The organism is Plantibacter sp. MCCC 1A11337, from assembly GCF_013349365.1.
In the GTDB taxonomy this organism is placed as follows: domain Bacteria; phylum Actinomycetota; class Actinomycetes; order Actinomycetales; family Microbacteriaceae; genus Plantibacter; species Plantibacter flavus_A.
In genome coordinates this window covers 680,227-701,820 of the sequence record NZ_JABJWX010000002.1, presented here as the reverse complement: position 1 = coordinate 701,820, position 21,594 = coordinate 680,227, and the positions used below count along the sequence as shown (strand labels likewise).

The following is a 21,594-nucleotide window of genomic DNA, read 5'->3' as shown; positions in this document are numbered from 1 at the left end:
GGCGGCTGCGGCTGCTGCGGAACTCCGCTGTGCACCTGCGGGGTCCACTCCGAGCCGTTCCAGTACCGCTGCCCGGTCGGGTTCCACGGGTCCGCATACCAACCGGCCGGCGTACCCCCATGCGATTCCGTCACCCGACATCCCCCTTCAATCCGAACGCATCACTGCGATGACCCCATCAAAGCAACGCAACATACGTTATTCGATTCACGGGAATCGGGAAGCGAATCGGCCCGCCGTCACCGCACGACCACGAGCGGTCAGATCGTCGCGCCGACGTCCCGGAACCCCTGCGGGGACCTGCCGGCGAGGCGCTGATCGACGGACGAGCCGACGCTCACAGGGCGAAGATCACAGCGCCTGGATGATGAGGGCGACACCGAATGCGACGATCAGACCGTTGCCGACGATGGCCGTCCACCTCCGAAAGGACGCGCCCGTCCTCCGCCGCAGTCCGGCTCCGAGCGCGACCAGCAGCGCTTGCCAGCCGAAGGACGCGAGCCCGACACCCACGATGAAGGCGGCCGCCGTCGACCCTGATGCCGTGAACTCGGCGAGCCCGGTCAGGATCGCCGCGAAGTACACCAGCGTGGCCGGGTTGATCGCCGTCAGGCCGAGGACGAGCAGGTAGCGCTGACGCGAGGTGCCCGAGCGGCCTGCGGGCCGTTCCCCGGCTGACGGCTTCGCACGGAGGCCCTGCAGGAGACCGTGCACTCCGAGTGCGACGACGGCGACACCACCGAGGAGCTGCGGCCAGGGAGACCAGCCGTTCACGATGGGCGCGGCGAGCGCACCGGCAGCGACGGCGACCGTGCAGTACGCCACGTCCACCGTCGCAACGGCGGCGGCCGCAGGCAGTCCACGGCCCAGCCCGCGCGTGATGCCTTCCTGGAGGAGCAGCATCCCGATCGCCCCAAGCGGTGCGGCCAGGGCGAGCCCGGCGACGGAACCGGCGAGGAGGGCGACGAGAAGGTCCATGCCGACGACTCTGGTGCAGCACACCGGTCGAGACAGTGTGTTCTGGCAGTGAGACGGCATACTGTGTCGCATGGACGACCTCGACAGTGCGATTATCGATGTTCTGCGGACCGACGGGCGCATTTCGTTCAGTGAGCTCGGTCGTCAGATCGGGTTGAGCACGAATGCGACTGCGGCTCGTGTCCGCCGCCTGGAGCGCAGTGGTGTCATCACCGGGTACCGCGCGATCCTCGGCTCCGACGCCCCGGTCGCCGAGGGCGGACTGGAGGCGTTCATCGACGTCCGACTCGACCCCGCGCGTCAGTCGGAGGAGTTCCTGGAGTGGACCCGTCGGATCCCCGAGATCAGAGACGCGGTGCACGTCACCGGTGCTTACGACTACCTCCTCCACATCCGCGTCGCGGGCACCGCGGCTCTCGACCGTCTCCTCCGCAGCACGAAGAACGATGGCGGCGCGACCCACACGCAGACGCGGCTGGCGCTCCGGTAGGCGGGAATCACACGCACCGTCGCACCGCGCTACACCGCGATACTGCGGAGCTGCCACTACACCGGCGCGAGGGGTCCCCGGGCTCCGTCCGGCAGCTCCACGGTGATCGGGTCACCGGGCTTCACGACGCCGCCGGCGAGCACGACGCCCATGACTCCCGCCTTGCGCACGGTGCGACCCTCGGCGTCCGTGCCGACGACCTGCTTGAGCAGGCCTGGTTCGAAGCGGTCGATCTGGACACAGGGATTCCGAAGCCCCGTCACCTCGACGACGGCGTCCGTCCCGAGCCGGAGCACGGCACCCGCGGGGAGATCGAGGAGGTCCAGCCCCTCGGTGGTGATGTTCTCGCCCAGCTCACCCGGGGCGAGATCTGCGTCCACCTCCGCGAAGAGCTCCCGGTGGATGAGGTGGACCTGTCGGAGGTTGGGCTGCGTCGGATCCCGTCTCACGCGGGACCGATGCTGCACCGTCGCACCGAAATGCGCGTCGCCTTCGACACCGAGACCAGCGATGAGCGTGATCGCGTCCCGTCGCGGCTTGGAGAAGCGGTGCTCATCGTCGCTGCTGACCGAGACGACACGGGCGTTTGTCATCACTCCAGTGTGCACGGGGCCAGCGCGGATGACCACTCGACCCACACGACACGGTCAGTCGTGCAGGATCACCTGGTACAGGTTGTGGTCCTGCCAGGTCCCGGCGATCCGCAGGTATGACGGCGCCACACCGATGTGCTCGAACCCGGCGTTGCGGAGCACCCGTTGCGAACCGCGGTTGCGCAGCAGGGTGCTCGCCTCCACCCGATGCAGGCGGAGGTCGTCGCGTGCCACCCGCAGGATCGCCCGGACGGCGGCCGTCGCGAGGCCCTTGCCCGCGTACTCCGCATCCACCCAGTAGCCCAACCCGGCGTTCTGGAACGGGCCACGGACGATCCCCGACAGATTGAACCGGCCGACGATGGTCGCGCCGTCGAACAGGCCGAGCGAGTATGCGCTCCCGGCGGCACTCGACGCGAGCTTGCTGGTGAGGTCCGCCGCTTGCGCCGCTTCGGTGAAGAACTCGTCGGATCGGACCGGCTCCCACGGGGCCAGATGGTCGCGGTTTCGCACGTATGCGGCGGCGAGTTCCCGCGCGTCGCCGAGTTCCAAGGGCCGCATGTCGATGCCGTCGGCGAGGTTGATCACGGTGAACACCCGTCAACGGTAGTCGCCGCCGGGTGCACTCGACCACCCCGATACGACATGCGGACCGCAGAGCGAGATTCAGCGACTGGCGATGGGGTGGGCCGGGTACTCGCGCAGCACCAGGGCCGTGCTCACGGGACCGAACCGGCCGATGGCGTCGATGATCTGCTCGAGGCGTTCCGGCGAGGAGGCGTGCACGTCGAGGACGAAACAGTCCTCGCCGGTCACGCGGTAGATCCGGTGGATCTCCGGAAGCTCGTCGAACTGGGTCAGCGACGCCTGGATCTGTGCGTGGGTCGTCCGGAGTCGGACGACGGCGTGCGTCGTGAGCCCGAGCTTCTGCGGCGACACCCGAGCCCCGTAGCCGGTGATGTACCCGGCGAGCTCGAGCTTGCGGACCCGCGCCGACACGGCCGGCTGGGACAGGTGCACGAGCCGGACGAGGTCCGTCATCGTGGTTCGCCCGTCGACCTGGAGCACGTCGAGGATCGTCTGATCCGTTCGATCGAAGGAAAGCGAAGCATCGTCCGTCATCTGCTTAGTAAACAACGGATGGTGACGCTCCAGCTGCTGAGACGGAGGGTTCGGCTGGCACGCTGAGGGCAGATCGCCCGACCACGACGAAGGAATCCCATGTCGATCATCACCATGCCCGGGATCGGTGGATCCGACGACGCCCACTGGCAGTCCCTCTGGGAGCGCGAGACACCCGCGATCCGACGGTTCGCGCCGGCTTCCTGGGACGAGCCGGATCTCGACGACTGGTACGCCGCGCTCGACCGGGCGGTGGCAGGTGAGCCGGCGATCCTGGTGGCCCACAGCCTCTCGTGTCTGCTGGCCGTCCGCTGGGCCGTGGCGAACCCTGCACGAGTCGCCGGGCTGTTCCTCGTCGCCGCACCCGATCCCGAGGGGCCGCGATTCCCGACGGTCGCCGCCGCGTTCGACGAAGATCTCGATGTCCGGCCATCCGCACCCGCAGTGCTCGTGACCAGTGACGACGACCCGTACTGTTCAGAGGCACGCGCAGCCGAGTTCGCCGCAAGGTGGGACGTGCCTCGGATCAGCATCGGGCGGCAGGGCCACGTGAACTCCGCCAGTGGACTCGGCGCCTGGCCGGAGGGCCGGCGACTGCTGACCGCCTTCAGCGCGGGGGTCGGGAGGATCTCAGGCGGGCCGCGCTCGGTGGTGACGCCGCCAGTCGACTGACGCGACGCCGTTCAGGACGCTCAGCACGGTCCGTTCGGCCAGGCCGTCGTCGATCGGCTGGTGACCGAAGAAGGCGCGGTAGTAGAGCGGGGCCGCCAGCAGGTCGAGCGTGAGTTCCATGTCGAGGCCGCCCTGGATGTCGCCACGCTCGACCGCGTGCTCGAGCACCGCACGCGAGGTCGCACGGCGGGCCTCGAAGTAGTCGCGGCGGAAGACCTCACGCAACGCCGGGTCCGCCTCGAGGTCGGAGACGAGCCCCGGAAGCGCCCGGGTGATCGGAGAACCCTGGAAAGCGTCCGCCAGGGTGGAGATGCCGGTGATCAGGTCGCAGTGGACGCACCCGGTGTCTGGCGTCGGCGCCGTGCCGAGCACGGAGATGAGCGTGTGCACGACGACCCCGGGCAGGCTGCCCCAGCGGCGCCGTAACGCCGGCTTGCTCGTGCCGGCGGCCGCGGCGACCCCCTCGAGCGTCAGGGCGCTGTAGGGCACGGAGGCGAGCAACTCCACGACCGCGGCGGTCGCTCTCGCGTCGATCGTCGTGTCGCGCGGCCGACCCGGCGGTGGGGGGCTCGCCGCGGACACATCTCCGGGCTCCGTTTGCTCCATTCCTTGATCGTACTCTAGATTCATTACGTTCCGTAGTGGAATGAAACTGAAGGAGTGATCATGACCGACGACACGATGACCGACGACGACACGGGTGGAGTCTTCTCGCCGCGGTTCAGAGGCTTCACGATCGGCATCCTCGCGAGCGTCGGCGCGGTGGCGTTCGAATCGCTCGGCGTTGCGACGATCCTCCCGGCGGTCGCCGCGGAGCTCGGGGGCCTCGGCGGCTACGGCTGGGGGCTCTCGGCGCTCATGCTGGCCAACATCGTCGGCACCGTCGTCGCGGGCACCGACATCGACCGACGAGGACCGGCCCGCACCGTCCTCGTCGGCACCGTCGTCTTCGCGCTCGGCTGCCTGCTCGCCGGACTCGCACCAGGGTGGGGCGTGTTCATCGCGGCCCGCGCCCTCCAGGGACTCGGCATCGGCGCGATCATGGCCTACGCCTACAGTCTCGTCGGCATCGCCTACCCGGCACGGTTGCAAGCCGTGATGTTCGCGTTCCTCTCTTCCGCGTGGACGATCCCGTCGCTCATCGGACCGGTGTTCGCCGGAGCGCTGACGTCGCTGCTCGACTGGCGCGTCGTCTTCTGGTCGATCGCACCGCTCACGCTCGTCCTCCTTCCGCTCGTGCTCCCCGGCGCCCGACTCCTGTCGCGTCCGGAGCAGCGCTCGACAGCCGGCTCACACCGCCGCCTCCCGGCGCCGGTGTGGTTCTCGATCCTGCTCGCCGCCGGCACTGGAGCCGTGCTCCTGGGCCTCGAACTGGACGCCCTCCCCGCTCTCGTGGCGCTGGTCGTCGGCGGACTCGTCGGCGCTGTCCTGGCGCTGCGGTGGATCCTGCCGTCCGGCGCCCTCCGATTCCGCCGTGGTGCCCCGGTGGGGATCGCCATCCGATTCATCCTCTGCGGTGTCTACTTCGGTTCGGAGGCCTTCCTGCCGCTCGGCCTGACGAGTGTCCACGGCCTCGACGTCACCCTCGCCGGGCTGGGCCTCGCCGCCGGTGCGCTCGCTTGGACCGTCGGGTCGTTCGTGCAGGCGCGGATCGACACTGCGCGGCCAGGCAGACGCGCACGGTCGACGCGCGCCGGCATCCTCGTGCTCGTCGGCGGCGAGGCACTCATGGGCATCACCGTCGCACTGCCTGGCGTGTGGCCGGGCTGGGCCATCGTCGGCTGGACCATCGCCGGGATCGGCATGGGCGTCGCCTTCAACGCCGCGACCTCGGCGACGATGGCGGCGTCCCCGGCCGACACCGCTGGGAGCATCAGCGCGAGTCTGCAGCTCGCGCAGACACTCGCCACCGCGACCATCGCCGGCGTCGGTGGGGCGTTCGTCGCACGCCTCGGCGCCACGACACCGGCCTTCCTGGCGGTCTTCGGATTGACCGCCACGCTCGGGCTGCTCGGGGCGTCACTCGCGGGCCGCCTGGACGTCGGGAAGTCCGGTCGCACCCGATGAACCCTGCGATGGACGGCCTCCGCGCCGTGCGAGCGTCGGGCAGACTGGAACCGTGACCCGAGCCGAAACGACCCGAGCAACCCTCCTCCGCGACCGCATCGTCCAGCAGGTCGCCGAGCTGGGCTTCGACGCGCACGGCCTGCACGTGCTCGCCGGTGACGACGAAGCCGGGCACCGCTGGACCGAGGACGTCCGTGAGGACATCCACTCCGCAGCGAAGGGCGCCTGTGTGCTCGCCGTCGGCATCGCCATCGACGACGGTCTCATCACGATGGACACCACGCTTGGCGCGGTGTTCCCGGAAGTCGACTTCGGCGAGGGTACTGCCGACGTCACCCTCCGCCACCTCCTGAACATGACGAGCGGCGTCGACCTCCCCTGGTCACCTACCCTGCTGTCCGACTGGCCGGACCTCGCCCTCGAGTTCCTGAGCAGGCCGTCCCGCGGTCGTGTGTTCCAATACTCGAACGCCAGCACCTACACGGCGATGCGCGCGCTCGAGACCCGGGTCGGCGACGTCGGCGACTACATCGAGCAACGACTCCTCACACCGCTCGGCATCCACGACGCGCCCTGGGAGCGGTGTCCCCGCGGATTCATCGCGGCCGGCGGAGGGCTGCACCTCCGCACCACGGAACTCGCGCGCATCGGCCGCCTCATCCGCGACCGTGGCCGGTGGGCGGGCGAACAGCTCCTGTCGCCGGAGTGGATCGACGCCATGCACACCGAATGGGTGCCCTCCGGCACCGGCGATGGCTACGAGCGGTATGCGCTCGCCGGGTGGGATGGTCCTGGCGCGGCCTGGCGACTCCACGGGGCCTACGGGCAGCTCGTCATCTTCGCCGGCGACGCCGTGGTCACCATCACGGCCGAGGACCACGAGGGGGCCGACCGCATCGCGGCCTCCGTGTCCTCGCTCCTCACGGACACCGCGGGCTGAGCCCGGCTGCGGGCGCGGGTCAGCTTCCTGCGCGGAGCACTCCCGCCGCCGCTTCGATGGTCGAGACGAACGTGGCGCCGACGCTTCGGTGCCCGGAACGGATCTCCTGCTGTGGCGCATCGGAGATCACGACCACGTCGATGTCGAGGATGCGACAGACACGCGCTTTGTACGCGATGTCGACCCGGTCCCCGACTCGCGGGCACAACACGACCGCACTCGGTGGGAACCGGTCGTCCGTGAGCATCTCACCCCAGGACGACGCCGCGATCGTCACCTGCAGATCAGGTGCGTGGGAGCCGAGCCACGACACGGCAGACGCGCGGGCGCGGTCGTCACTGTCCAGTACGCCGACCGTTCGCATCGATACCTCGTCACTCGTCACCGCATCCGGATTCACACCCCGATGGTGTCGGCGTCATCCGTAAGATACCAGCGCTGGGCCCGCCCGCGGAGCACGGAACCCGAACTCCACCGCATGACCCACCCACGCCTCACGCGGACCGTCCACCGCGGGCGACTCACGATGCTTGCGCCCCGCAGGCCTGGCGGGCACGATGGTCGGGTACCGCGGTGTCGTGGTGATCGTCGAAGCCCAGGCCGACTTGTCTGCCGATCGATCCCCCGCTCCGCCTCGGAGGCATCGTCCATGACGACTGCTCGCTCATTCCCGCCCTCCATCCTCGGGCCCTTCCACTCAGCCGCCCGCCGATATCGCGGCGTCCTCGGCCATCCCGGGGCACCCCGGTTCTTCCTCGCTGCAGCCCTCGCGCGGCTCGGCGTCGCCATGACCGGACTCGGGCTGCTGTTCTCGATCCAGCACGCCACGGGGTCGTTCGCGGCCGCAGGGGCGGCGACGGGGTCGTTCGCGCTCGCCGAGGCGGTGGCCGGCCCGCAGATCGCCCGACTCACCGACCGGTGGGGACAGACGGCGACCGTGCCGGTGGCCGTACTCGTGCATGTCAGTGCAGTCGTCGTCGCGATCGCCACTGCAGGACATGCGCCGTTCGGCATCACCCTGGCGATCGTCGTCGTCGCGGGTGTCGCGATCCCGCAGCCCGGTGCCCTGTCGGCGGCGCGCTGGTCGCGGCTCCTCCCGGAGCCCGATGCACGCCGGACCGCCTTCGCCCTCGAGGCGAACGTGAACGACGCGGCGTTCCTGTCGGGACCGATCCTCGTGACGCTCATGAGCACCTCGCTCGCGCCGTGGGCGGGATCCGCGGCTGCGGGGATCCTCGTGGCCACCGGCTGTGTCGCACTCTCGCTGCAACGCTCCACCGCCCCGAAACCGCGACGTCGACCGAAGCGTGGGGCGGACATCCACCGCTCCACCCTCCTCGCCCCACCGTTCCTCGCGTCGCTCGGGGTGAACCTCGGGCTGGGGTGCTTCTTCGGTGCGGCACCACTCCTCGTCACGGCGGCGGCGACGGCGGAGGGACGACAACCCTTCGTCGGACTCGTCCTCGCGCTCTCCAGTGCCGCGAGCATCGTCGCCGGCGCGATGTACGGTGCGCTGCGATCGACCCCGCAGCCCCGGACCGTGCAGCTGATCGCGTCCGTCGTCCTCACGCTCGCCGTCGTCGTCGGTGCCGCCTGGCCCACCCTGCCCGGGCTGGTGATCATGCTCCTCGTCGGCGGGACCGCGATCGCACCGCTCATCGCCTCGTCCTCACAGATCGTGCAGGCGACGGTCGTCCCCCAGGAACTGACGCAGGGGTTCACCTGGATCAACTCGGCTTCCGCCGCGGGTATCGCGGCGAGCGCCGCGCTCACCGGTCGGCTCGTCGCACAGGGAGGGGTCGAGGCCGCGATGCCGCCGCTCATGATGCTTGTGCTGATCGCGGTCATGGCTGCAGCGTCGGCGTTCCGGACACGCACGCCCGTCGACTGAACGGCACTCCGAGCGGCGGTCGATGTGACATCGGCGAGATCCACCCACTATGGTATTGATAACCATTATCAATACGGAGGGTGCGGTCATGAAGGTCAGGAACTCGTTGAAGTCGCTGAAGAAGATGCCAGGAGCGCAAGTGGTCCGCCGACGCGGTCGCGTCTTCGTCATCAACAAACTCAACCCACGCTTCAAGGCGCGTCAGGGTTGAGCGAGGTCGTCGTCGCGTCGATCCGGCGTGGCCGCCGGCATGACGCGGCGATGACCGTCAGTCTTGCCATGCTCGCCGTGGCGACGATCCTCATCGCCGTGGCGATCGGCCCCGTCCCCATCGAACCGCCGACGGTGGTCGCTGTCCTCGCCCGGCACCTCTTCGGGAGCGCACCCGGCCCCTGGCCGGACTCGGTCGATCAGATCGTCTGGATCACGAGAGCGCCGCGGGTGGCGATGGGACTCATCGCCGGCGCCGTGCTCGCCGTCGCGGGAGTCATGCTGCAGGCCCTCGTCCGCAATGCGCTCGCAGACCCCTATCTGCTCGGACTCAACTCGGGCGCTTCGACGGGTGTGGCCCTCGTCGTGCTCGTCATCGGCGGTGGCGGCGCGCTCGTCGTCGCCGGCGCCGCATTGGCCGGGGCCATCGGTGCGGTGCTGCTGGTCGTCCTGCTCGCCGGGATGGCGAATCGACGCGGGCCCTTGCGCTTGGTCCTCGCCGGGCTCGCCGTCGGGTACGCGCTGAACGCCACCACGAGCTTCCTCGTCTTCTCCAGCGACGCACCGGAAGCGGCACGCTCCGTGCTGTTCTGGCTCCTGGGGTCGCTTGCGTCAGTGCAACCGGCCGCCCTCTTCGCCGCGGCGATCTCCGCGGTGATCGGCCTGAGCGCCCTCATTGTCCTCGCGCCCTGGACCGACGCCCTGGCATCAGGCGACGACTCGGCCAGATCGGTCGGACTCGATCCCGAGCGAGCGCGGATCGGACTGATGGTGGGCGTCTCGGCGATGGTCGGCGTGACGGTGGCGGCCGTCGGGGGCGTCGGCTTCATCGGGCTCGTGATCCCCCACCTCGCGCGCCGGCTCGTCGGCGGACGCCACCGGGCCGTGCTCCCCGTCGCCGCCCTGCTCGGCGGCATCGTCCTCGTCATCGCCGACACCATCGCAAGGACGGCGTTCGCTCCGCAGGAGATCCCGGTCGGTGTGATCACCGGGATCCTCGGCGCGCCATTCCTCCTCGCGCTCCTCCGCCAGGGCCACGGTGCCCGGTCCGAGACATGAGCCCCTCCCCTCCCCCATCAGAACGGAAGACACCCGATGACCACACCCCGACTCCGGCGAGCGCTCCTCGCCGCGACCGTCCCCGTGCTCGCGCTCGGCATCCTGAGTGCCTGCTCGGCCACCACCGCAGCTGAGCCCTCTGGCGCTCCGAGCGACGCCGGCTTCCCGGTCACCATCGACAACTGCGGTTCGACGATCACCCTGGACGCGCCGGCCCGACGCATCGTGCTCGTGAACGACGACGAACTGCCCAACCTGGAGGCGCTCGGAGCCGTCGACCGGATCGTCGCCATCACCGCGACCCCACAACCGGGCCTGTACGCGGACGCCACGTACGACGCACTCGACGCCCTGTCGCCGCTCACCACCGAGCAGAACGCGACGGGTGGTTCGGTCGTCTCCCAGGAGAGCATCCTCGGTGCGTCGCCGGATCTGGTCATCGCCCCCGAGAACGCCGTCGACCGTGACGCGTTGGCGGCGAGCGGGATCCCCGTCTACTCCCCCACCGCCTACTGTTCGAACCCCGACCCGGCGCTCAGCAGGACGGCGACCTTCGACCGGGTCTGGGACGAGGTCCGGTCCCTGGGCGGCCTGCTCGGAGCGGGCGAACAGGCCGAGCAGGCCATCGCCGCGGCGAAGGCGACCGTGCAGTCACCTGCTCCCGACGCCGGGACCGCCGCTGCCCTTTACGTCTCGTCCGGCGGCGCCGTGCTGTCGCCGTACGGCGGGCCGAGCATGGTCACCCCGGTCTTCGCGGCCGCGGGCCTCACCAACGTGTACGCGGACTCCGATCAGCGGGTCTTCGACGCCAGCGTGGAGGACATCATCTCCCGCGATCCCGGCACGATCGTGCTGCTGTACTCGAGCGGCGACCCGCAAAGTACGATCGACGCCTTCCTGAGCACGCCGGGTGTCTCCGGGCTGAGCGCCGTCCGTGACGACCGGGTCACAGCACTCCGCTTCCCGTACACGGATCCGCCGAGCCTGCTCTCGATCAAGGGCCCTCACGAGCTCGCACGGCTCCTGGACGATCTCGGATGATCGAAGCCGCGGCGGTGACCGTCCGCTCCGGTGGCCGCACGCTGCTCGACGCCGTCTCCTTCACCGCACCGACCGGTAGCGTGACCGGGATCGTCGGGCCGAACGGCGGCGGGAAGACGACGCTGCTGCGCGCGATCGTGCGAGCCGTTCCGATCGAGCGTGGTCGGATCACCGTCGACGGGCAGGACGTCGGCACGCGGCGCCGACGGTGGATCGCCCGCAGGGTCGCCGAGGTCGGCCAGCGAGTCGACCCGGACCCGGGGCTGCGCGTCGTCGACGAGGTGTCGTTGGGCGGTCTCGCAGAACACGGCGTACTCCGCGTCGGTGGCACCACCCACGACCAGGAGGTCGCCGCCGCGATCGACGCGGTCGGGCTGACCCACCGGGCGTTCGACCGCCTGGCCACCCTGTCCGGAGGAGAGCTCCAGCGGGTCGCCCTCGCCCGAGCCCTCGCGCAGCGTGCGCCGCACGTCCTGCTCGACGAACCCACGAACCATCTCGACCTCAGACATCGGCTCGAGGTCGTCGCGCTCCTGCGCACGATCGCACCCACCGTCGTGGTCGTGTTGCACGATCTCGACCTCGCGGCTCAGGCCTGCGACCACCTCGTCCTCCTCCACCACGGCCGCGTCGCCGGTGCAGGCCCACCGCGGGACGTCCTGCATCCCGACCTGATCGACCGGGTCTACGACGTGAGCACCCACCGGCACGAGGACGCGGCCGGCCGGGTGCGCTTCGAATTCTCACTGCCACCGGAACGACACCTCCACCCCGACACCAAGGAGTCCCCATGACCGAATCCATCTCCACCGACGACGCGACGACGCTCGCGACCGCGCGGAGCCTCGCATCGCGCTGGGATGCGCAGCAGACGGGCTACATCAGGCATCGAGCAGAGCGGTTCGACACCATCGCGCGGGTCGTCGCGGCGATCTGCGCGGACTCGCCCGCGCCCCGCATCCTCGATCTCGCGGGCGGGACGGGCTCTCTCGCCGAGCACGTCCTCGCGGCCGTCCCGAATGGTCGGGCGGTCGTCGCGGACAAGGACCCTGCGCTCCTCGCCATCGCCGCCGACCTCTCGGCAGCAGACCCGCGGCTCTCGATCGCGGAGGTCGACCTCGCCGACGCCGGCTGGGCCGCGCATCCGCTCATCGCGGACGGCCGGTTCGACGCCGTGGTCTCCTCGACGGCACTGCACTGGCTCCGACCCGCCGACCTCGTCGACGTCTACCGCGCACTGCCCGCCCTCATCCGGCCGGGCGGCATCGTCTTGAACGGCGATCACCTCTCGTACAGCGGACACCACGAGTCGACTCTGGCCGACATCGCCCGCACCGACGACGAGGCGATGCAGCAGGAGACCTTCTCCGGCGACACCGACACGTGGGACGGCTGGTGGGACGCGGTCGCGGCCACGCCGCGCTACGCCGACGCGCTCCGCCGTCGTGACGAGGTCTGGGGTGCATCGCTCCACGAGGCGCCGCCGAAGGTCACCCTCGGCTTCCACCTCGAGACACTCCGCAGCGCGGGGTTCGCCGAGACCGGGACCGTCTGGCAGTACCTCGACGACTACGTGCTCTACGGCGTCATGGCGAGCTGACCGTCTGAGGACCCCGCAGACCGACCTCCGTCCTGCTCGACGGAGTGGCGTTGCAGAGCCGGCGGCACTCGTCAAGCGGGCTCGACAGGTCGGTGCGCGGAGGTACCGTCACAGGCATGGGTTCCTCTCGTACGTCCGCCGGTTCCGTCGATCGCATCGCTCGCGATGACTTCGGATGGGAGACGTTCCTGCCGGGACAGCGGGAGGCGATCCAGTCGGCCGTCGCGGGGCGCGACACGCTCCTCGTCCTCGCCACGGGCGGCGGGAAGTCGGCGGTCTACCAGGTCGCCGGCGCCCAGCGCGGTGGCGTGACCCTCGTCATCTCCCCGCTGGTCGCGCTGCAGGCCGATCAACTCGCCTCGATCGAGGCGGCGCCGGCCGCCCCTCCGGCCGTCGCACTCAACGGCTCGCTCGGGCCGCATGCGATCGCGGAGGCCTGGGAGCGCATCGACGAGCGCGGGCCCGTCTACGTGCTGCTGGCTCCGGAACAGCTCGCGAACGAGGAGACCGTCGCCCGGCTCGGCGCGGCCGGTGTCTCACTCATGGTCGTCGACGAGGCGCACTGCGTCTCCTCGTGGGGAACCGACTTCCGACCCGACTACCTGCGCCTCGCAGACGTCCGCCGCGAACTCGGCGATCCGCCGGTGCTCGCCATGACGGCCACCGCATCCGGCCCCGTCCGCGCCGAGATCATCGAACGCCTGCGCATGCACGATCCGGACGTCCAGGTGCACGGCGTCGACCGCCCGGAGATCCGCCTCGTCGTGCACCGGCACGAGAGCGAAGCGGAGAAACGAGCCGCGGTCGTCGACGAGGCCCGCGCCTGGACGGCGCCCGGACTGGTCTATGTGGCGACGCGCCGCGACACCGAGCGATACGCCGAGGAGATCGCGGCCGAAGGACGACGGGTCGCCGCGTACCACGCCGGTCTGAAGACCTCGGAACGTCGCGCCGTCCACGATCGCTGGCGAGCCGGCGAGCTCGACGTCGTCGTCGCGACCTCGGCGTTCGGGATGGGGATCGACCGCGCCGACGTGCGCTTCGTCCTCCACGCCACGACGACCGAGTCACTCGACGCCTACTACCAGGAGGTGGGCCGGGCCGGACGGGATGGCGAGCCTGCCACCACCGCGCTCCACTACCGCGCGGAGGATCTCGGTCTCCGTCGTTTCTTCACCAAGCGTTCGGTGTCGGAGTCCGCACTGCGCGCCGTCTGGAAGGCCGTCCGTGCCGCTCCGGGTTCGAGCGTCGGCGATCTGGCCGAGCAGCTCGATCGGCCGCGCCGCACGGTCGCCCGCCTCGTCAACGACCTCGCGGACGCCGGCATCGTCGACACCGCCGACGGCGTCCGGGCGATCGACGAGATCGGTCCGAAGCGCGCGATCGGCGCTGTGCGCCAGACGCTCGAGTCACGCGAGCGGATCGCTGAATCGCGGCTCGCCATGATGCGTGCCTACGCCGAGACGTCGCACTGCCGCCGGCGGGTGCTGCTCGAGTACTTCGGTGTCGAGGCGCCGGAATGGTGCGGGAACTGCGACGGCTGCGAACGGCATGAGGCACACCAGGAGGAGGAGCGCGCCGGGTCAGGAGATGCCGTCGCCGGTTCGCCGCTGCATGTCGACCAGGCGGTGCACCACGAGGAGTTCGGTCCCGGCACCGTGATGGGTGTCGAGCCGGATCGCGTCACCATCTTCTTCGATGCCGAGGGCTACAAGGTCGTGGCGCTCTCAGCGCTCGAGACCGGTGTCCTCACCACCCGCGAGCTCGCCTCGGCCTGAGCACGGCAGATCCACGCTTGCGTCGTCGATGACGCGATCGATCCAGTCGCGCCGCGGCAGCGTCGGGATCTCGTCACGGGCGAACCAACCGAGTTCGAGCAGCTCCTCGGGGTCCGCGGTCGCCTCACCGAGGAGCTCGCAGTCGTAGGCGGTGGTGACGTACCCGACGTGGTCGCCGTTCGGGTAGCGCACCATCATCGGTTCACCGCCGTACACCCCGACGATCCCGCGGATGCGGACCCGGGCGCCGGTCTCTTCGAGGACCTCGCGGAGCAGGGCGTCGGCGGGCTCCTCGCCTGGCTCGACGCCGCCGCCGATCAGACTCCAGAGGCCGGAGTGGTGATGGCGACCGAGGAGGAACCGGTCCCCGTCGCGGATCACCGCGGTGACCCCGGGGAGCATGAGGAACCCGGTCCCGATGTGGGAGCGGATCGAGGCGACGTAGTCGGACATCGGCATGCGGGGAGTCTACGGAACCGGCCTGACCGGTCGGCGAGACCTCAGTCCGCGTGCTCCGGCGGCCACACCACGGCGAAGTGTTCGAAGACGATCTCTTCGGACTCCGACCACACCGCACCCCGGGCCGCAGTGGTCCGCTCCCAGTAGCGTCGATGTTCGCGCTGCCAGCTCTCGAGCGTGCGGTCGTCCTCGCCTTCGGCGAACGCGAAGGCGGCGTCGGCACTCCCGAACGGACCGATGCGCAGTGCGACGCTCCGGATGATGATCCGCGGAGCACCGGTGCTGTCGCACGCGATCCAGTGCGAACCGATCCGCGGAAGCGGGTCCCCACGATGCGCGAACTCGGAGACGAGTTCGGCGGTGGCCCGCTTCCGTCCGGTCAGGACGATGTCGAGGAGCTCATCGGCGAGCCGGGCCGTGTCACCGAAGTGCTCGACCGTGTAGTCGGCCTCGTCGACGCCCATGCCGCCGCGATGCTCGGCATACGCCTGCCACATCGTCCTCGCGGCGTCCACGTCGGGAGCGGTGACCGGGGTGGCGGCATGTGCGGAGTCCATACATCCGATCGTGCCAGACCATCCGACAGACCCGTCGACCACGGCTCAGCGCAGACGGCCTCCGGTGAACGCGTTCGTCGCGGCGAGGACGGTGTCGACGGGTGTGTCGATCGCCACCTCGCCGACCTGGAACCCGAGCTTGCCGAGCGCGGCGAAGGACCGTGGCGGGAGGGTCGTCGAGACGCCCGGAGACTGCGCGGTGAGACCGGGCACGAGGTGGAAGGTCAGGATCCGCCACTTGCCGCGTGAGCGGACCGAGATGCGCTCGATCGCGCCCCACGGAAGGAAGACCTCGCCCTGCGGGATGGTGCCGCGGAGACCGTTCGGGTCGAGCGTCAGCACGGTACGAGCCACCGACTGTGCTCCGCGGACCGTCGCGAACTGCACCACGGCGAACAGCATGAGCCAGGAGATGACACTGAAGGACAGCCCGGCCAGCATGCCGAGGGCGAACCCTCCGGTGGTCGTGGTCAGCACGGCGAGGAGCATCCCGAGCATCGGGACCAACGCCGCTCCGATCAGCGTGAGCACGAACGCCGGGCGGGTCGCCCGCTCCGTCCGGGCCGGGGCGGATCCGACGACCAGCGGGGGGAATGACGGTGACGCAGCGTTCATGACGACAGTATGCCGTTCGCTCGGAGTGTCCCGGGGCTTCACCGCGCGGTGAGGCCCGAACCGTCCGCGTCAGCGACGAACGAGGTGGTGCCGTAGTCGTCGCCGACACTGAACATGATCTCCGGCGGCCCGGCCGGGCGACCGAAGGCGGGACTGTGGACGTCGTCGTCGGTCGCGCGGACCACGTAGGCGAGGGCGTCGCCGACGGGCCGGTCGACCTGCTCGGCACCGTCATGCATCAGCGTCCAGACGCGGTCGAGCGCGACATCCGTCCAGGAGAACTGCTCGGCCGTCGACTCGGGCTGCGAGGTCGCCGCGCCGTCGTTGGTGACGGCTCCGTCCCGGTAGGTCCAGCGGTCGGTCTTCGTGTCACCAGCGGACAGCGGGGCCTCGACGATGATGAAGTCGGCCGCCACCGTGATGGAGGCCACGCGGTCGTGACCGATCGCGTCCTCGAGCGCCCGCTGAGCGTCGGCGAGCGCCTCCGGTCGGCGCAGATCCGGTCGGAGCCGGCCATCCTGCATGGCGGCGAAGGACTGCCCGACCGCCTGGTGGAACGGCGCGACGACGACCGTCGCCGCAGCGATCGCCACGACGGCGAAGAGGGCGAACCGTGCGGGCCGGCCCGCGCGACCGACGCCGAGCAACGGCCCCCGTCGGACGCCGTCGACGATGCGGCGGTGCGGCTCGACGGGGATGAACGGGACGGACCCACGCCCAGGCACGCGCAGACGCGCCCGTTCCGCCGGTGAGAGCTCACCTTCGTCGATGAACGCGACCTCCGGTCCACCGTCGAGCAGGATGGCGACATCACGCTCCGTGCCGGGCTGGAACATCGGGATGGCGGTCAGCGGGACGACGGTGCGCATGGTGCTCGCGAAGGCCGATCCCTGCAGTGGTTGGACGGTCAGGTCGAGCTCGCACAGCGGCTGGTCGTTGATCTGTGTGCCGGTCTGACGGAGCGCGTCGATGCGTGCGACCCCGAGCCGGCGGGCGTCTTTGGCCTGCTGCACGGCCTCCGGAGAAGCCCCGATGGCGTTCCCCACCGACCGGGCGATGAGCGTGAGCACGGTGGAGATGATGAAGACGGGGAGTGCGATGCCGGCCACCGTGTACCCGACGGTGGATGGACCGACGGCGATCACGATCACCCCGCCGACGAGAGCACCGAGAGCCGCGAAGGCGATCAGACGAAGCATGCCTTCGAGCCTATCGCCAGGCTCCGTACCGATGCTGTCGTGGTTCAGCCCGGCCCATCGCTCGCCGCGGCGAGCAACGGTACGACGATGTCGCTGATCGGCGTGGGGATGCCGTGCGCGCTCCCCCGCCGTTGGATCACCGCGTTGCGGACGTCCCATTCGAGCGGTCGCCCCTGTTCGCGGTCGGCGAGGATCGACGTCCCGCGGTCGACCGGAGCGGCACGGAACTGGTCGAGGAGCCGCCGAGGTTCGTCGTCGGTCAACCGCGCACCCTCCGCGCGCGCGACGGCGGCGCATTCCTCGAGGTAGTCGAGCATCAAGCGGCCGATGTCGTCGCGCCGGTACATGCCCGATCGGCGTCCGGTCAACGCCATGAGTCCGGCGGCCGCGTTCTGCAGCAGCTTCCGCCAGGCGAGGGTCGTGAAGTCGGTCGAGACCTCGACGGCGCAGCGGGAGCCGCGCAACGCGTCCTCGACCACGACGGCACCGGGTGCCTCCGGCAGGGACAGGCGCGGCGGGCTCAGCAGGGTGACCGGGCCGCCGGGCTCACGGGTGGCCGGGAACCACACGACCGCGGGGACGACCGTTCCCTCCCGGACGAGTGGCTCTACCATCTCGCGTTGCTCGACGCCGTTCTGCAGGACGCACACGACCGTGTCCGGGCCGCACAACGCGGCGAGCCAGTCGGCAGCGGCAGCCGTCTGGGTCGCCTTGACCGCCAGGAAGACGAGGGCCGCGGTACCCGGGGACTCCGCCGGGTCGGTATGGACCGGGCCGGGGACCGTCACCGTCTCATCGTCGACCTGGAGCTGGAGTTCCGCCCGCTTCGACCGCCCCGCGATGAACGGCGTCCGTCCCTGTTCGTGGAGCGCTGCGGCGACCACGGTGCCGATCGCGCCCGGCCCGATCACCGCGATGCGGTCGGGTCCCGCGGGCGTCACGCCGCACTCGATCCGGACAACGCGTCGCGGGTCGCGGCGATGATCGCCTGGGGGAACCGCCGGAGCTGGTCGAGGTCGACCCATTCCTCCGCGGCGTGCAGTCCGCCGCCGGCGGGGCCGCACACGACGGTCGGGATCCCCGCCGCCTGCCAGAGCGCCGATTCCATCCAATACGGCGCTCCGACCGCCGCCGGTAGGGCCTCGGCGTCCCGGGAGAGCTCGGCGGCGAGGACGTCGGCGAACCGCGCGGCCGCCCCGTGCTCGTCGGCCTCCCATGCCTCGCGCTGATGGGTCAGCCGGGCGCCCGTGCGGAGGCCGGGCATCCGGGCTGCGACCGCGTCGAGCATCGCCTGGACCTCGACCAGGGCGTCCTCAGCGCGTTCACCCGGCAGGGTGCGTCGCTCGATGACGAGGGTCGCGTCGGCGGCGATCGTGAACGGGGCGCTCCCTGCCCGGACCACCGTCGTGGTGAACGAACCGTGGCCGAGCAACGGGTGCGCCGGTCGCCGGTGGAGCTCGTCGCCGGCCCGCTCCACCTCCTGCAGCAGGGCGCCGAGAGCGCGGATCGCATCGACGGCAAGATCAGGCTGTGACGAGTGCGCGGCCGTCCCCTGCAGCGTGACCTCGACGACCGCGTACCCCCGGTGCGCCGACACACGGTCCAACCACGTGGGCTCGGCGATGAGGCACACGTTCGCCGTCACACCACGATCGGCGAGGTGTCGGAGGACGGCAGCGGCCCCCACGCTCGCGTCCTCCTCGTCGGCGACGCCCGTGAAGACGACCGCGCCGGAGTGGTCGGTCGCGGCGAGTCGTTCTGCGGCGACGATCAGCCCCGCCAAGCCGGACTTCATGTCGCTGGCGCCGCGTCCGAAGAGCTTGCCGTCCGCGATCCGCGGGCTGAAGGGGTCGACCATACCCTCGACCCCGACGGTGTCGAGATGGCCGTTGAACACGACCGTCGGCCCCGGCTGCGATCCCGCGTGCACGGCCACGACGCTGACGCGCTGCGGATCCTCCGGCGCCGGAACGAGGTCGACCACGAAGCCGGCTTCCCCGAGTCGCTGCGCGACCACCGCCGCGATCCGCCCTTCTCCGGGAGCCCCTGGGACGAGGCTCGGACTGACGGAGTCGATCGAGATGAGCAGGCGGGCGAGCTCGAGCGCGTCGTCGCCGGGGCTGAGGTCGGACATGCCACGACGATAGCGGGATGCCCGGTCCGCGCGTGAGTGGTCAGGGCCTCGGCGTCACTCCGCCTTCGGTGCGCGCCACGTGCCCGCTCCACCGAAGGACACCGACTCGAGCGTCGCACCCTCCGGCACCATGATGAGCTGGCACCCTTCCGCCTTGCCGTCGGACACCTCGCCGAGACCGGTGCAGTCGAAATCCCCACCGAAGTTGAGGACGTTGATGGGCGACGCCTCACCGTCCGACGCCTTGGCCTTCCAGAAGTTCTCGTCGAGGTCGCCCTCCGAGCCGTCGTTGAAGGCCACCTCGTACGCCACGAAGTAGGGCGTCTGGCCGGCGAGCTCGTCGAGTTCGAGCGCGGCGACGTCCTCCGCGGTCCGCTGCTCGATCCCCGTGACCGTCATCGTCCCTTCAGAGATCCGGACCTCATCGCCGATCTCGCCGCCCGAGCTCCCACATGCGCTCAGGAGCAGCAGTGCGGGAACGGCCAAGGCTGCTGCCGAGGTGCGGATGATGCGCTGCCGGTATGTGTACCCCATGGTGATGTCCCCCTGATCGACGGTTGTTGTTCTCAGGGTCCAGATTGGGGCACACCACGACGGCGGCTCAATGGGGACTGCTCCCCACCGCTTGCCGGTCGAGGTCGACACCCGGGCGGATCGCGGCGAGGCTGAAGACCAGAACAGGCGCCCGTCTCCGTGAGGGGACAGACGCCTGAGCGCATCACCGACCGCGACGGGCCGCTGATCAGGACTAGCGGTTCTTGACCCGCGTGACCGCGTCGGTGTTCTCCGAACGCGCATTGCCGGCCTTCTTGTCGGCCTTGGCGGTGCGCTTCTCCTTCAGCGTCTTCGCCGGTGCGGTCTTGCCGCCTTCTTTCCGTGCGGACTTCTCGCCCATGATGGTGCTCCTTTGCGAGTCACGGTGACCCGGTACCGCTGAGGGTACAGCCACATCCTGTCCCCCGGTCCAGCCACCGCATCCTTGTTAGCATTCGGGGATGACGAACCCGACACAGATCACCGATGTCCCGATCGGTGGCGAGAGCATCCGACTCGGGCAGTTCCTGAAGTTCGCCGGCCTGCTCGACTCCGGCGGAGACGTGAAGGCGGCGATCGCCGACGGCGCGGTGCGGGTCAACGGCGAGATCGATCGCCGACGCGGCCGGCAGCTGCAGCTCGACGACGTCGTCTCCCTCGAGGGGCGCAGCGTCCGCGTCCGCCCCTGAACGCCCGGTACCTGGACACCGACCCGAACGCTCAGCCCGAGGTGGTCGCCGACCCTGCGACCGCGCCCGACTGGAGGGTCGAGGGGAACGTCAGCGTGGCCGCCCACCACACGTCGGATTCGGGCAGGTGCACGACGACGATCCCGTCCTCCGTCGCCCGTTGGCTCACCCGGTAGCCGGGGATCCGTGGCGGGAAGCCGGACACGGCGGCCGTGTGACTCGCTGGTACGGTGAGCGTCGCCTGTTCACCGACCCGGAGCCCGTCGGAGCTCCACTCGATCCTGCCCGTCAGTTCCAGGACCTGTCGTCGACCGTTGCGGCCCGTCGCGCGGGGTACCGCCCCACTCAATGCGAACACGACGTCCGGCTGCCGGGTTCCGGGGCGGAACGCGAGCAGTCGGATGCTGTTGCGCACCGCGATGACGGACCACCAGGCGAGCAGTGCGGTGAGGAGCGACATCGTCACCGCCCAGAACCACTGCCAGAAGTCCGGGCCGGCCGGCGCCTCGAGCGTGACCTCGCCGGTCTGGTCGCGGACCCAGATGTCGAGCGTCTCGCCCACCTGGATCGTGTCACTGCGGATCTCGTCCGATCCGGCCGTCCCGGGCACCTCGTAGGTCACCGTGACGGTGCGGTACTCCTCCCAGTGCTTGCTGCGTCGGCTGCCTTCGAGCACCCGCTCCGTACCCTCGTCGACCACCTGTCCGGTGGTCGTCGTGTAGCTCGCCGTGAGGTCGGCGGCGAGGTCCCTGACGTTCCCGAACCCGATGAACCCCGCGACGGCCGTGAGGAAGATGAGGGTGATCACCAGGACGGTGCGCCCTCGTACCGCGCGATTCAGGTAGGTGCGGTCGATCGTGGTCGTGCTCACTGCAGCCCTCCGGTTCTGGCCCGCTTCGGGCCGACACCGACTCTAGGAGGGATCGGCCGCGTCGGACGATGGGGAGGACTCCCCAGGTCGACGGC

27 protein-coding genes and 1 pseudogene are annotated in these 21,594 nt (G+C 70.3%); 12 read left to right on the top strand and 16 right to left on the bottom strand.

Translation table 11 applies throughout. The features are described from left to right. Positions 1–20: 20 nt before the first annotated feature. A pseudogene (locus HOW07_RS19825) lies at positions 21–134 on the bottom strand (DUF2510 domain-containing protein); the annotation flags it as partial. 217 nt (positions 135–351) lie between these two features. Next, positions 352–978 (bottom strand): LysE family transporter, encoded by a 627-nt coding sequence (locus tag HOW07_RS10670; protein ID WP_175116911.1) that lies wholly within the window; start codon positions 976–978, stop codon positions 352–354. Between the two features lie 70 nt (positions 979–1,048). Here HOW07_RS10670 and HOW07_RS10665 point away from each other — a divergent pair, with 70 nt between their 5' ends. Continuing rightward, on the top strand, positions 1,049–1,468 hold the full coding sequence (locus tag HOW07_RS10665; protein WP_175116910.1) for an Lrp/AsnC family transcriptional regulator: 420 nt from the start codon (positions 1,049–1,051) through the stop codon (positions 1,466–1,468). Between the two features lie 56 nt (positions 1,469–1,524). Here the strand turns inward: HOW07_RS10665 and HOW07_RS10660 are convergent, their stop codons facing one another. The 3 genes from HOW07_RS10660 to HOW07_RS10650 form a co-directional block, all read right to left on the bottom strand. Further along, a complete protein-coding gene (locus HOW07_RS10660; protein ID WP_175116909.1) occupies positions 1,525–2,061 on the bottom strand; it encodes an MOSC domain-containing protein in 537 nt (178 codons plus the stop codon). A gap of 54 nt (positions 2,062–2,115) precedes the next feature. Further along, entirely contained in the window at positions 2,116–2,622 is a 507-nt protein-coding gene (locus HOW07_RS10655) for a GNAT family N-acetyltransferase (RefSeq protein WP_121291685.1), read from the bottom strand. Between the two features lie 105 nt (positions 2,623–2,727). Next, on the bottom strand, positions 2,728–3,183 hold the full coding sequence (locus HOW07_RS10650) for an Lrp/AsnC family transcriptional regulator (RefSeq protein ID WP_175116908.1): 456 nt from the start codon (positions 3,181–3,183) through the stop codon (positions 2,728–2,730). 99 nt (positions 3,184–3,282) lie between these two features. On the opposite strand from HOW07_RS10650, the gene HOW07_RS10645 reads away from it, so the two are divergent. Continuing rightward, positions 3,283–3,855 (top strand): alpha/beta hydrolase, encoded by a 573-nt coding sequence (locus HOW07_RS10645; RefSeq protein ID WP_121291206.1) that lies wholly within the window; start codon positions 3,283–3,285, stop codon positions 3,853–3,855. Here the strand turns inward: HOW07_RS10645 and HOW07_RS10640 are convergent. After that, the gene (locus HOW07_RS10640) at positions 3,814–4,461 is read right to left on the bottom strand and encodes a TetR-like C-terminal domain-containing protein (RefSeq protein ID WP_175116907.1); all 648 of its coding nucleotides are present in this window, start codon (positions 4,459–4,461) and stop codon (positions 3,814–3,816) included. The two genes, HOW07_RS10645 and HOW07_RS10640, sit on opposite strands and share 42 nt — an antisense overlap. 60 nt (positions 4,462–4,521) lie before the next feature. On the opposite strand from HOW07_RS10640, the gene HOW07_RS10635 reads away from it, so the two are divergent. Further along, a complete protein-coding gene (locus tag HOW07_RS10635; protein ID WP_175116906.1) occupies positions 4,522–5,922 on the top strand; it encodes an MFS transporter in 1,401 nt (466 codons plus the stop codon). 52 nt (positions 5,923–5,974) lie between these two features. Beyond that, positions 5,975–6,862, top strand: coding sequence for a serine hydrolase (locus HOW07_RS10630; RefSeq protein WP_175116905.1), 888 nt, complete (start codon positions 5,975–5,977; stop codon positions 6,860–6,862). A 19-nt stretch (positions 6,863–6,881) separates the two neighbouring features. Here the strand turns inward: HOW07_RS10630 and HOW07_RS10625 are convergent, their stop codons facing one another. Then, entirely contained in the window at positions 6,882–7,226 is a 345-nt protein-coding gene (locus HOW07_RS10625) for a hypothetical protein (RefSeq protein ID WP_175116904.1), read from the bottom strand. 285 nt (positions 7,227–7,511) lie between these two features. Here HOW07_RS10625 and HOW07_RS10620 point away from each other — a divergent pair, with 285 nt between their 5' ends. From HOW07_RS10620 to HOW07_RS10590, 7 genes are all read left to right on the top strand, one after another. Continuing rightward, positions 7,512–8,753 (top strand): MFS transporter, encoded by a 1,242-nt coding sequence (locus tag HOW07_RS10620; RefSeq protein WP_175116903.1) that lies wholly within the window; start codon positions 7,512–7,514, stop codon positions 8,751–8,753. 88 nt (positions 8,754–8,841) lie between these two features. Beyond that, positions 8,842–8,964, top strand: coding sequence for a type B 50S ribosomal protein L36 (gene ykgO / locus HOW07_RS10615; protein ID WP_064295097.1), 123 nt, complete (start codon positions 8,842–8,844; stop codon positions 8,962–8,964). A 50-nt stretch (positions 8,965–9,014) separates the two neighbouring features. After that, a complete protein-coding gene (locus tag HOW07_RS10610) occupies positions 9,015–10,022 on the top strand; it encodes an iron ABC transporter permease (RefSeq protein WP_175116902.1) in 1,008 nt (335 codons plus the stop codon). 36 nt (positions 10,023–10,058) lie between these two features. Beyond that, complete coding sequence (locus tag HOW07_RS10605) at positions 10,059–11,063, top strand: ABC transporter substrate-binding protein (RefSeq protein ID WP_175116901.1); 1,005 nt, start codon at positions 10,059–10,061, stop codon at positions 11,061–11,063. Next, complete coding sequence (locus HOW07_RS10600) at positions 11,060–11,857, top strand: ABC transporter ATP-binding protein (protein WP_175116900.1); 798 nt, start codon at positions 11,060–11,062, stop codon at positions 11,855–11,857. Before HOW07_RS10605 ends, HOW07_RS10600 begins: the two co-directional genes overlap by 4 nt. After that, positions 11,854–12,663, top strand: a complete 810-nt coding sequence (locus HOW07_RS10595; protein WP_121291191.1) for a trans-aconitate 2-methyltransferase — start codon at positions 11,854–11,856, stop codon at positions 12,661–12,663. Before HOW07_RS10600 ends, HOW07_RS10595 begins: the two co-directional genes overlap by 4 nt. 116 nt (positions 12,664–12,779) lie before the next feature. Further along, positions 12,780–14,441, top strand: a complete 1,662-nt coding sequence (locus tag HOW07_RS10590; protein WP_175116899.1) for an ATP-dependent DNA helicase RecQ — start codon at positions 12,780–12,782, stop codon at positions 14,439–14,441. Here HOW07_RS10590 and HOW07_RS10585 read toward each other — a convergent pair. The 8 genes from HOW07_RS10585 to HOW07_RS10550 form a co-directional block, all read right to left on the bottom strand. Next, entirely contained in the window at positions 14,391–14,900 is a 510-nt protein-coding gene (locus HOW07_RS10585; RefSeq protein WP_254628276.1) for an NUDIX domain-containing protein, read from the bottom strand. The genes HOW07_RS10590 and HOW07_RS10585 overlap by 51 nt on opposite strands. Before the next feature lie 41 nt (positions 14,901–14,941). Beyond that, positions 14,942–15,457, bottom strand: a complete 516-nt coding sequence (locus tag HOW07_RS10580; protein WP_371743654.1) for an ASCH domain-containing protein — start codon at positions 15,455–15,457, stop codon at positions 14,942–14,944. Between the two features lie 45 nt (positions 15,458–15,502). Then, a complete protein-coding gene (locus tag HOW07_RS10575; protein WP_175116898.1) occupies positions 15,503–16,072 on the bottom strand; it encodes a hypothetical protein in 570 nt (189 codons plus the stop codon). A 38-nt stretch (positions 16,073–16,110) separates the two neighbouring features. Further along, positions 16,111–17,271 (bottom strand): hypothetical protein, encoded by a 1,161-nt coding sequence (locus HOW07_RS10570; protein WP_175116897.1) that lies wholly within the window; start codon positions 17,269–17,271, stop codon positions 16,111–16,113. 44 nt (positions 17,272–17,315) lie between these two features. Then, positions 17,316–18,212: an oxidoreductase gene (locus tag HOW07_RS10565; RefSeq protein WP_371743652.1), complete on the bottom strand. Its 897-nt coding sequence runs from the start codon at positions 18,210–18,212 to the stop codon at positions 17,316–17,318. Further along, positions 18,209–19,405 (bottom strand): M20/M25/M40 family metallo-hydrolase, encoded by a 1,197-nt coding sequence (locus tag HOW07_RS10560; RefSeq protein WP_175116895.1) that lies wholly within the window; start codon positions 19,403–19,405, stop codon positions 18,209–18,211. Before HOW07_RS10560 ends, HOW07_RS10565 begins: the two co-directional genes overlap by 4 nt. Positions 19,406–19,459: 54 nt before the next feature. Then, positions 19,460–19,939, bottom strand: a complete 480-nt coding sequence (locus HOW07_RS10555) for a hypothetical protein (RefSeq protein ID WP_175116894.1) — start codon at positions 19,937–19,939, stop codon at positions 19,460–19,462. Between the two features lie 214 nt (positions 19,940–20,153). Continuing rightward, positions 20,154–20,300, bottom strand: a complete 147-nt coding sequence (locus HOW07_RS10550) for a hypothetical protein (protein WP_157579891.1) — start codon at positions 20,298–20,300, stop codon at positions 20,154–20,156. 100 nt (positions 20,301–20,400) lie between these two features. Between HOW07_RS10550 and HOW07_RS10545 the strand changes: the two genes are divergently transcribed. Beyond that, positions 20,401–20,628: an RNA-binding S4 domain-containing protein gene (locus tag HOW07_RS10545; RefSeq protein WP_175116893.1), complete on the top strand. Its 228-nt coding sequence runs from the start codon at positions 20,401–20,403 to the stop codon at positions 20,626–20,628. A 31-nt stretch (positions 20,629–20,659) separates the two neighbouring features. Here HOW07_RS10545 and HOW07_RS10540 read toward each other — a convergent pair whose 3' ends face one another. Further along, a complete protein-coding gene (locus HOW07_RS10540) occupies positions 20,660–21,499 on the bottom strand; it encodes a hypothetical protein (protein WP_121291178.1) in 840 nt (279 codons plus the stop codon). Positions 21,500–21,594: the final 95 nt, after the last annotated feature.

Coding starts and splice junctions, on each gene's coding strand:
- HOW07_RS10545 (WP_175116893.1), top strand. CDS start 20,401: ATGACGAACCCGACACAGATCACCGATGTCCCGATCGGTGGCGAGAGC.
- HOW07_RS10550 (WP_157579891.1), bottom strand. CDS start 20,300: ATGGGCGAGAAGTCCGCACGGAAAGAAGGCGGCAAGACCGCACCGGCG.
- HOW07_RS10650 (WP_175116908.1), bottom strand. CDS start 3,183: ATGACGGACGATGCTTCGCTTTCCTTCGATCGAACGGATCAGACGATC.
- HOW07_RS10580 (WP_371743654.1), bottom strand. CDS start 15,457: ATGGACTCCGCACATGCCGCCACCCCGGTCACCGCTCCCGACGTGGAC.
- HOW07_RS10625 (WP_175116904.1), bottom strand. CDS start 7,226: ATGCGAACGGTCGGCGTACTGGACAGTGACGACCGCGCCCGCGCGTCT.
- HOW07_RS10605 (WP_175116901.1), top strand. CDS start 10,059: ATGACCACACCCCGACTCCGGCGAGCGCTCCTCGCCGCGACCGTCCCC.
- HOW07_RS10575 (WP_175116898.1), bottom strand. CDS start 16,072: ATGAACGCTGCGTCACCGTCATTCCCCCCGCTGGTCGTCGGATCCGCC.
- HOW07_RS10635 (WP_175116906.1), top strand. CDS start 4,522: ATGACCGACGACACGATGACCGACGACGACACGGGTGGAGTCTTCTCG.
- HOW07_RS10595 (WP_121291191.1), top strand. CDS start 11,854: ATGACCGAATCCATCTCCACCGACGACGCGACGACGCTCGCGACCGCG.
- HOW07_RS10660 (WP_175116909.1), bottom strand. CDS start 2,061: ATGACAAACGCCCGTGTCGTCTCGGTCAGCAGCGACGATGAGCACCGC.
- HOW07_RS10585 (WP_254628276.1), bottom strand. CDS start 14,900: ATGCCGATGTCCGACTACGTCGCCTCGATCCGCTCCCACATCGGGACC.
- HOW07_RS10670 (WP_175116911.1), bottom strand. CDS start 978: ATGGACCTTCTCGTCGCCCTCCTCGCCGGTTCCGTCGCCGGGCTCGCC.
- HOW07_RS10555 (WP_175116894.1), bottom strand. CDS start 19,939: ATGGGGTACACATACCGGCAGCGCATCATCCGCACCTCGGCAGCAGCC.
- HOW07_RS10590 (WP_175116899.1), top strand. CDS start 12,780: ATGGGTTCCTCTCGTACGTCCGCCGGTTCCGTCGATCGCATCGCTCGC.
- HOW07_RS10655 (WP_121291685.1), bottom strand. CDS start 2,622: ATGCGGCCCTTGGAACTCGGCGACGCGCGGGAACTCGCCGCCGCATAC.
- HOW07_RS10610 (WP_175116902.1), top strand. CDS start 9,015: ATGACCGTCAGTCTTGCCATGCTCGCCGTGGCGACGATCCTCATCGCC.
- HOW07_RS10560 (WP_175116895.1), bottom strand. CDS start 19,405: ATGTCCGACCTCAGCCCCGGCGACGACGCGCTCGAGCTCGCCCGCCTG.
- HOW07_RS10570 (WP_175116897.1), bottom strand. CDS start 17,271: ATGCTTCGTCTGATCGCCTTCGCGGCTCTCGGTGCTCTCGTCGGCGGG.
- HOW07_RS10645 (WP_121291206.1), top strand. CDS start 3,283: ATGTCGATCATCACCATGCCCGGGATCGGTGGATCCGACGACGCCCAC.
- HOW07_RS10665 (WP_175116910.1), top strand. CDS start 1,049: ATGGACGACCTCGACAGTGCGATTATCGATGTTCTGCGGACCGACGGG.
- ykgO (WP_064295097.1), top strand. CDS start 8,842: ATGAAGGTCAGGAACTCGTTGAAGTCGCTGAAGAAGATGCCAGGAGCG.
- HOW07_RS10600 (WP_175116900.1), top strand. CDS start 11,060: ATGATCGAAGCCGCGGCGGTGACCGTCCGCTCCGGTGGCCGCACGCTG.
- HOW07_RS10640 (WP_175116907.1), bottom strand. CDS start 4,461: ATGGAGCAAACGGAGCCCGGAGATGTGTCCGCGGCGAGCCCCCCACCG.
- HOW07_RS10620 (WP_175116903.1), top strand. CDS start 7,512: ATGACGACTGCTCGCTCATTCCCGCCCTCCATCCTCGGGCCCTTCCAC.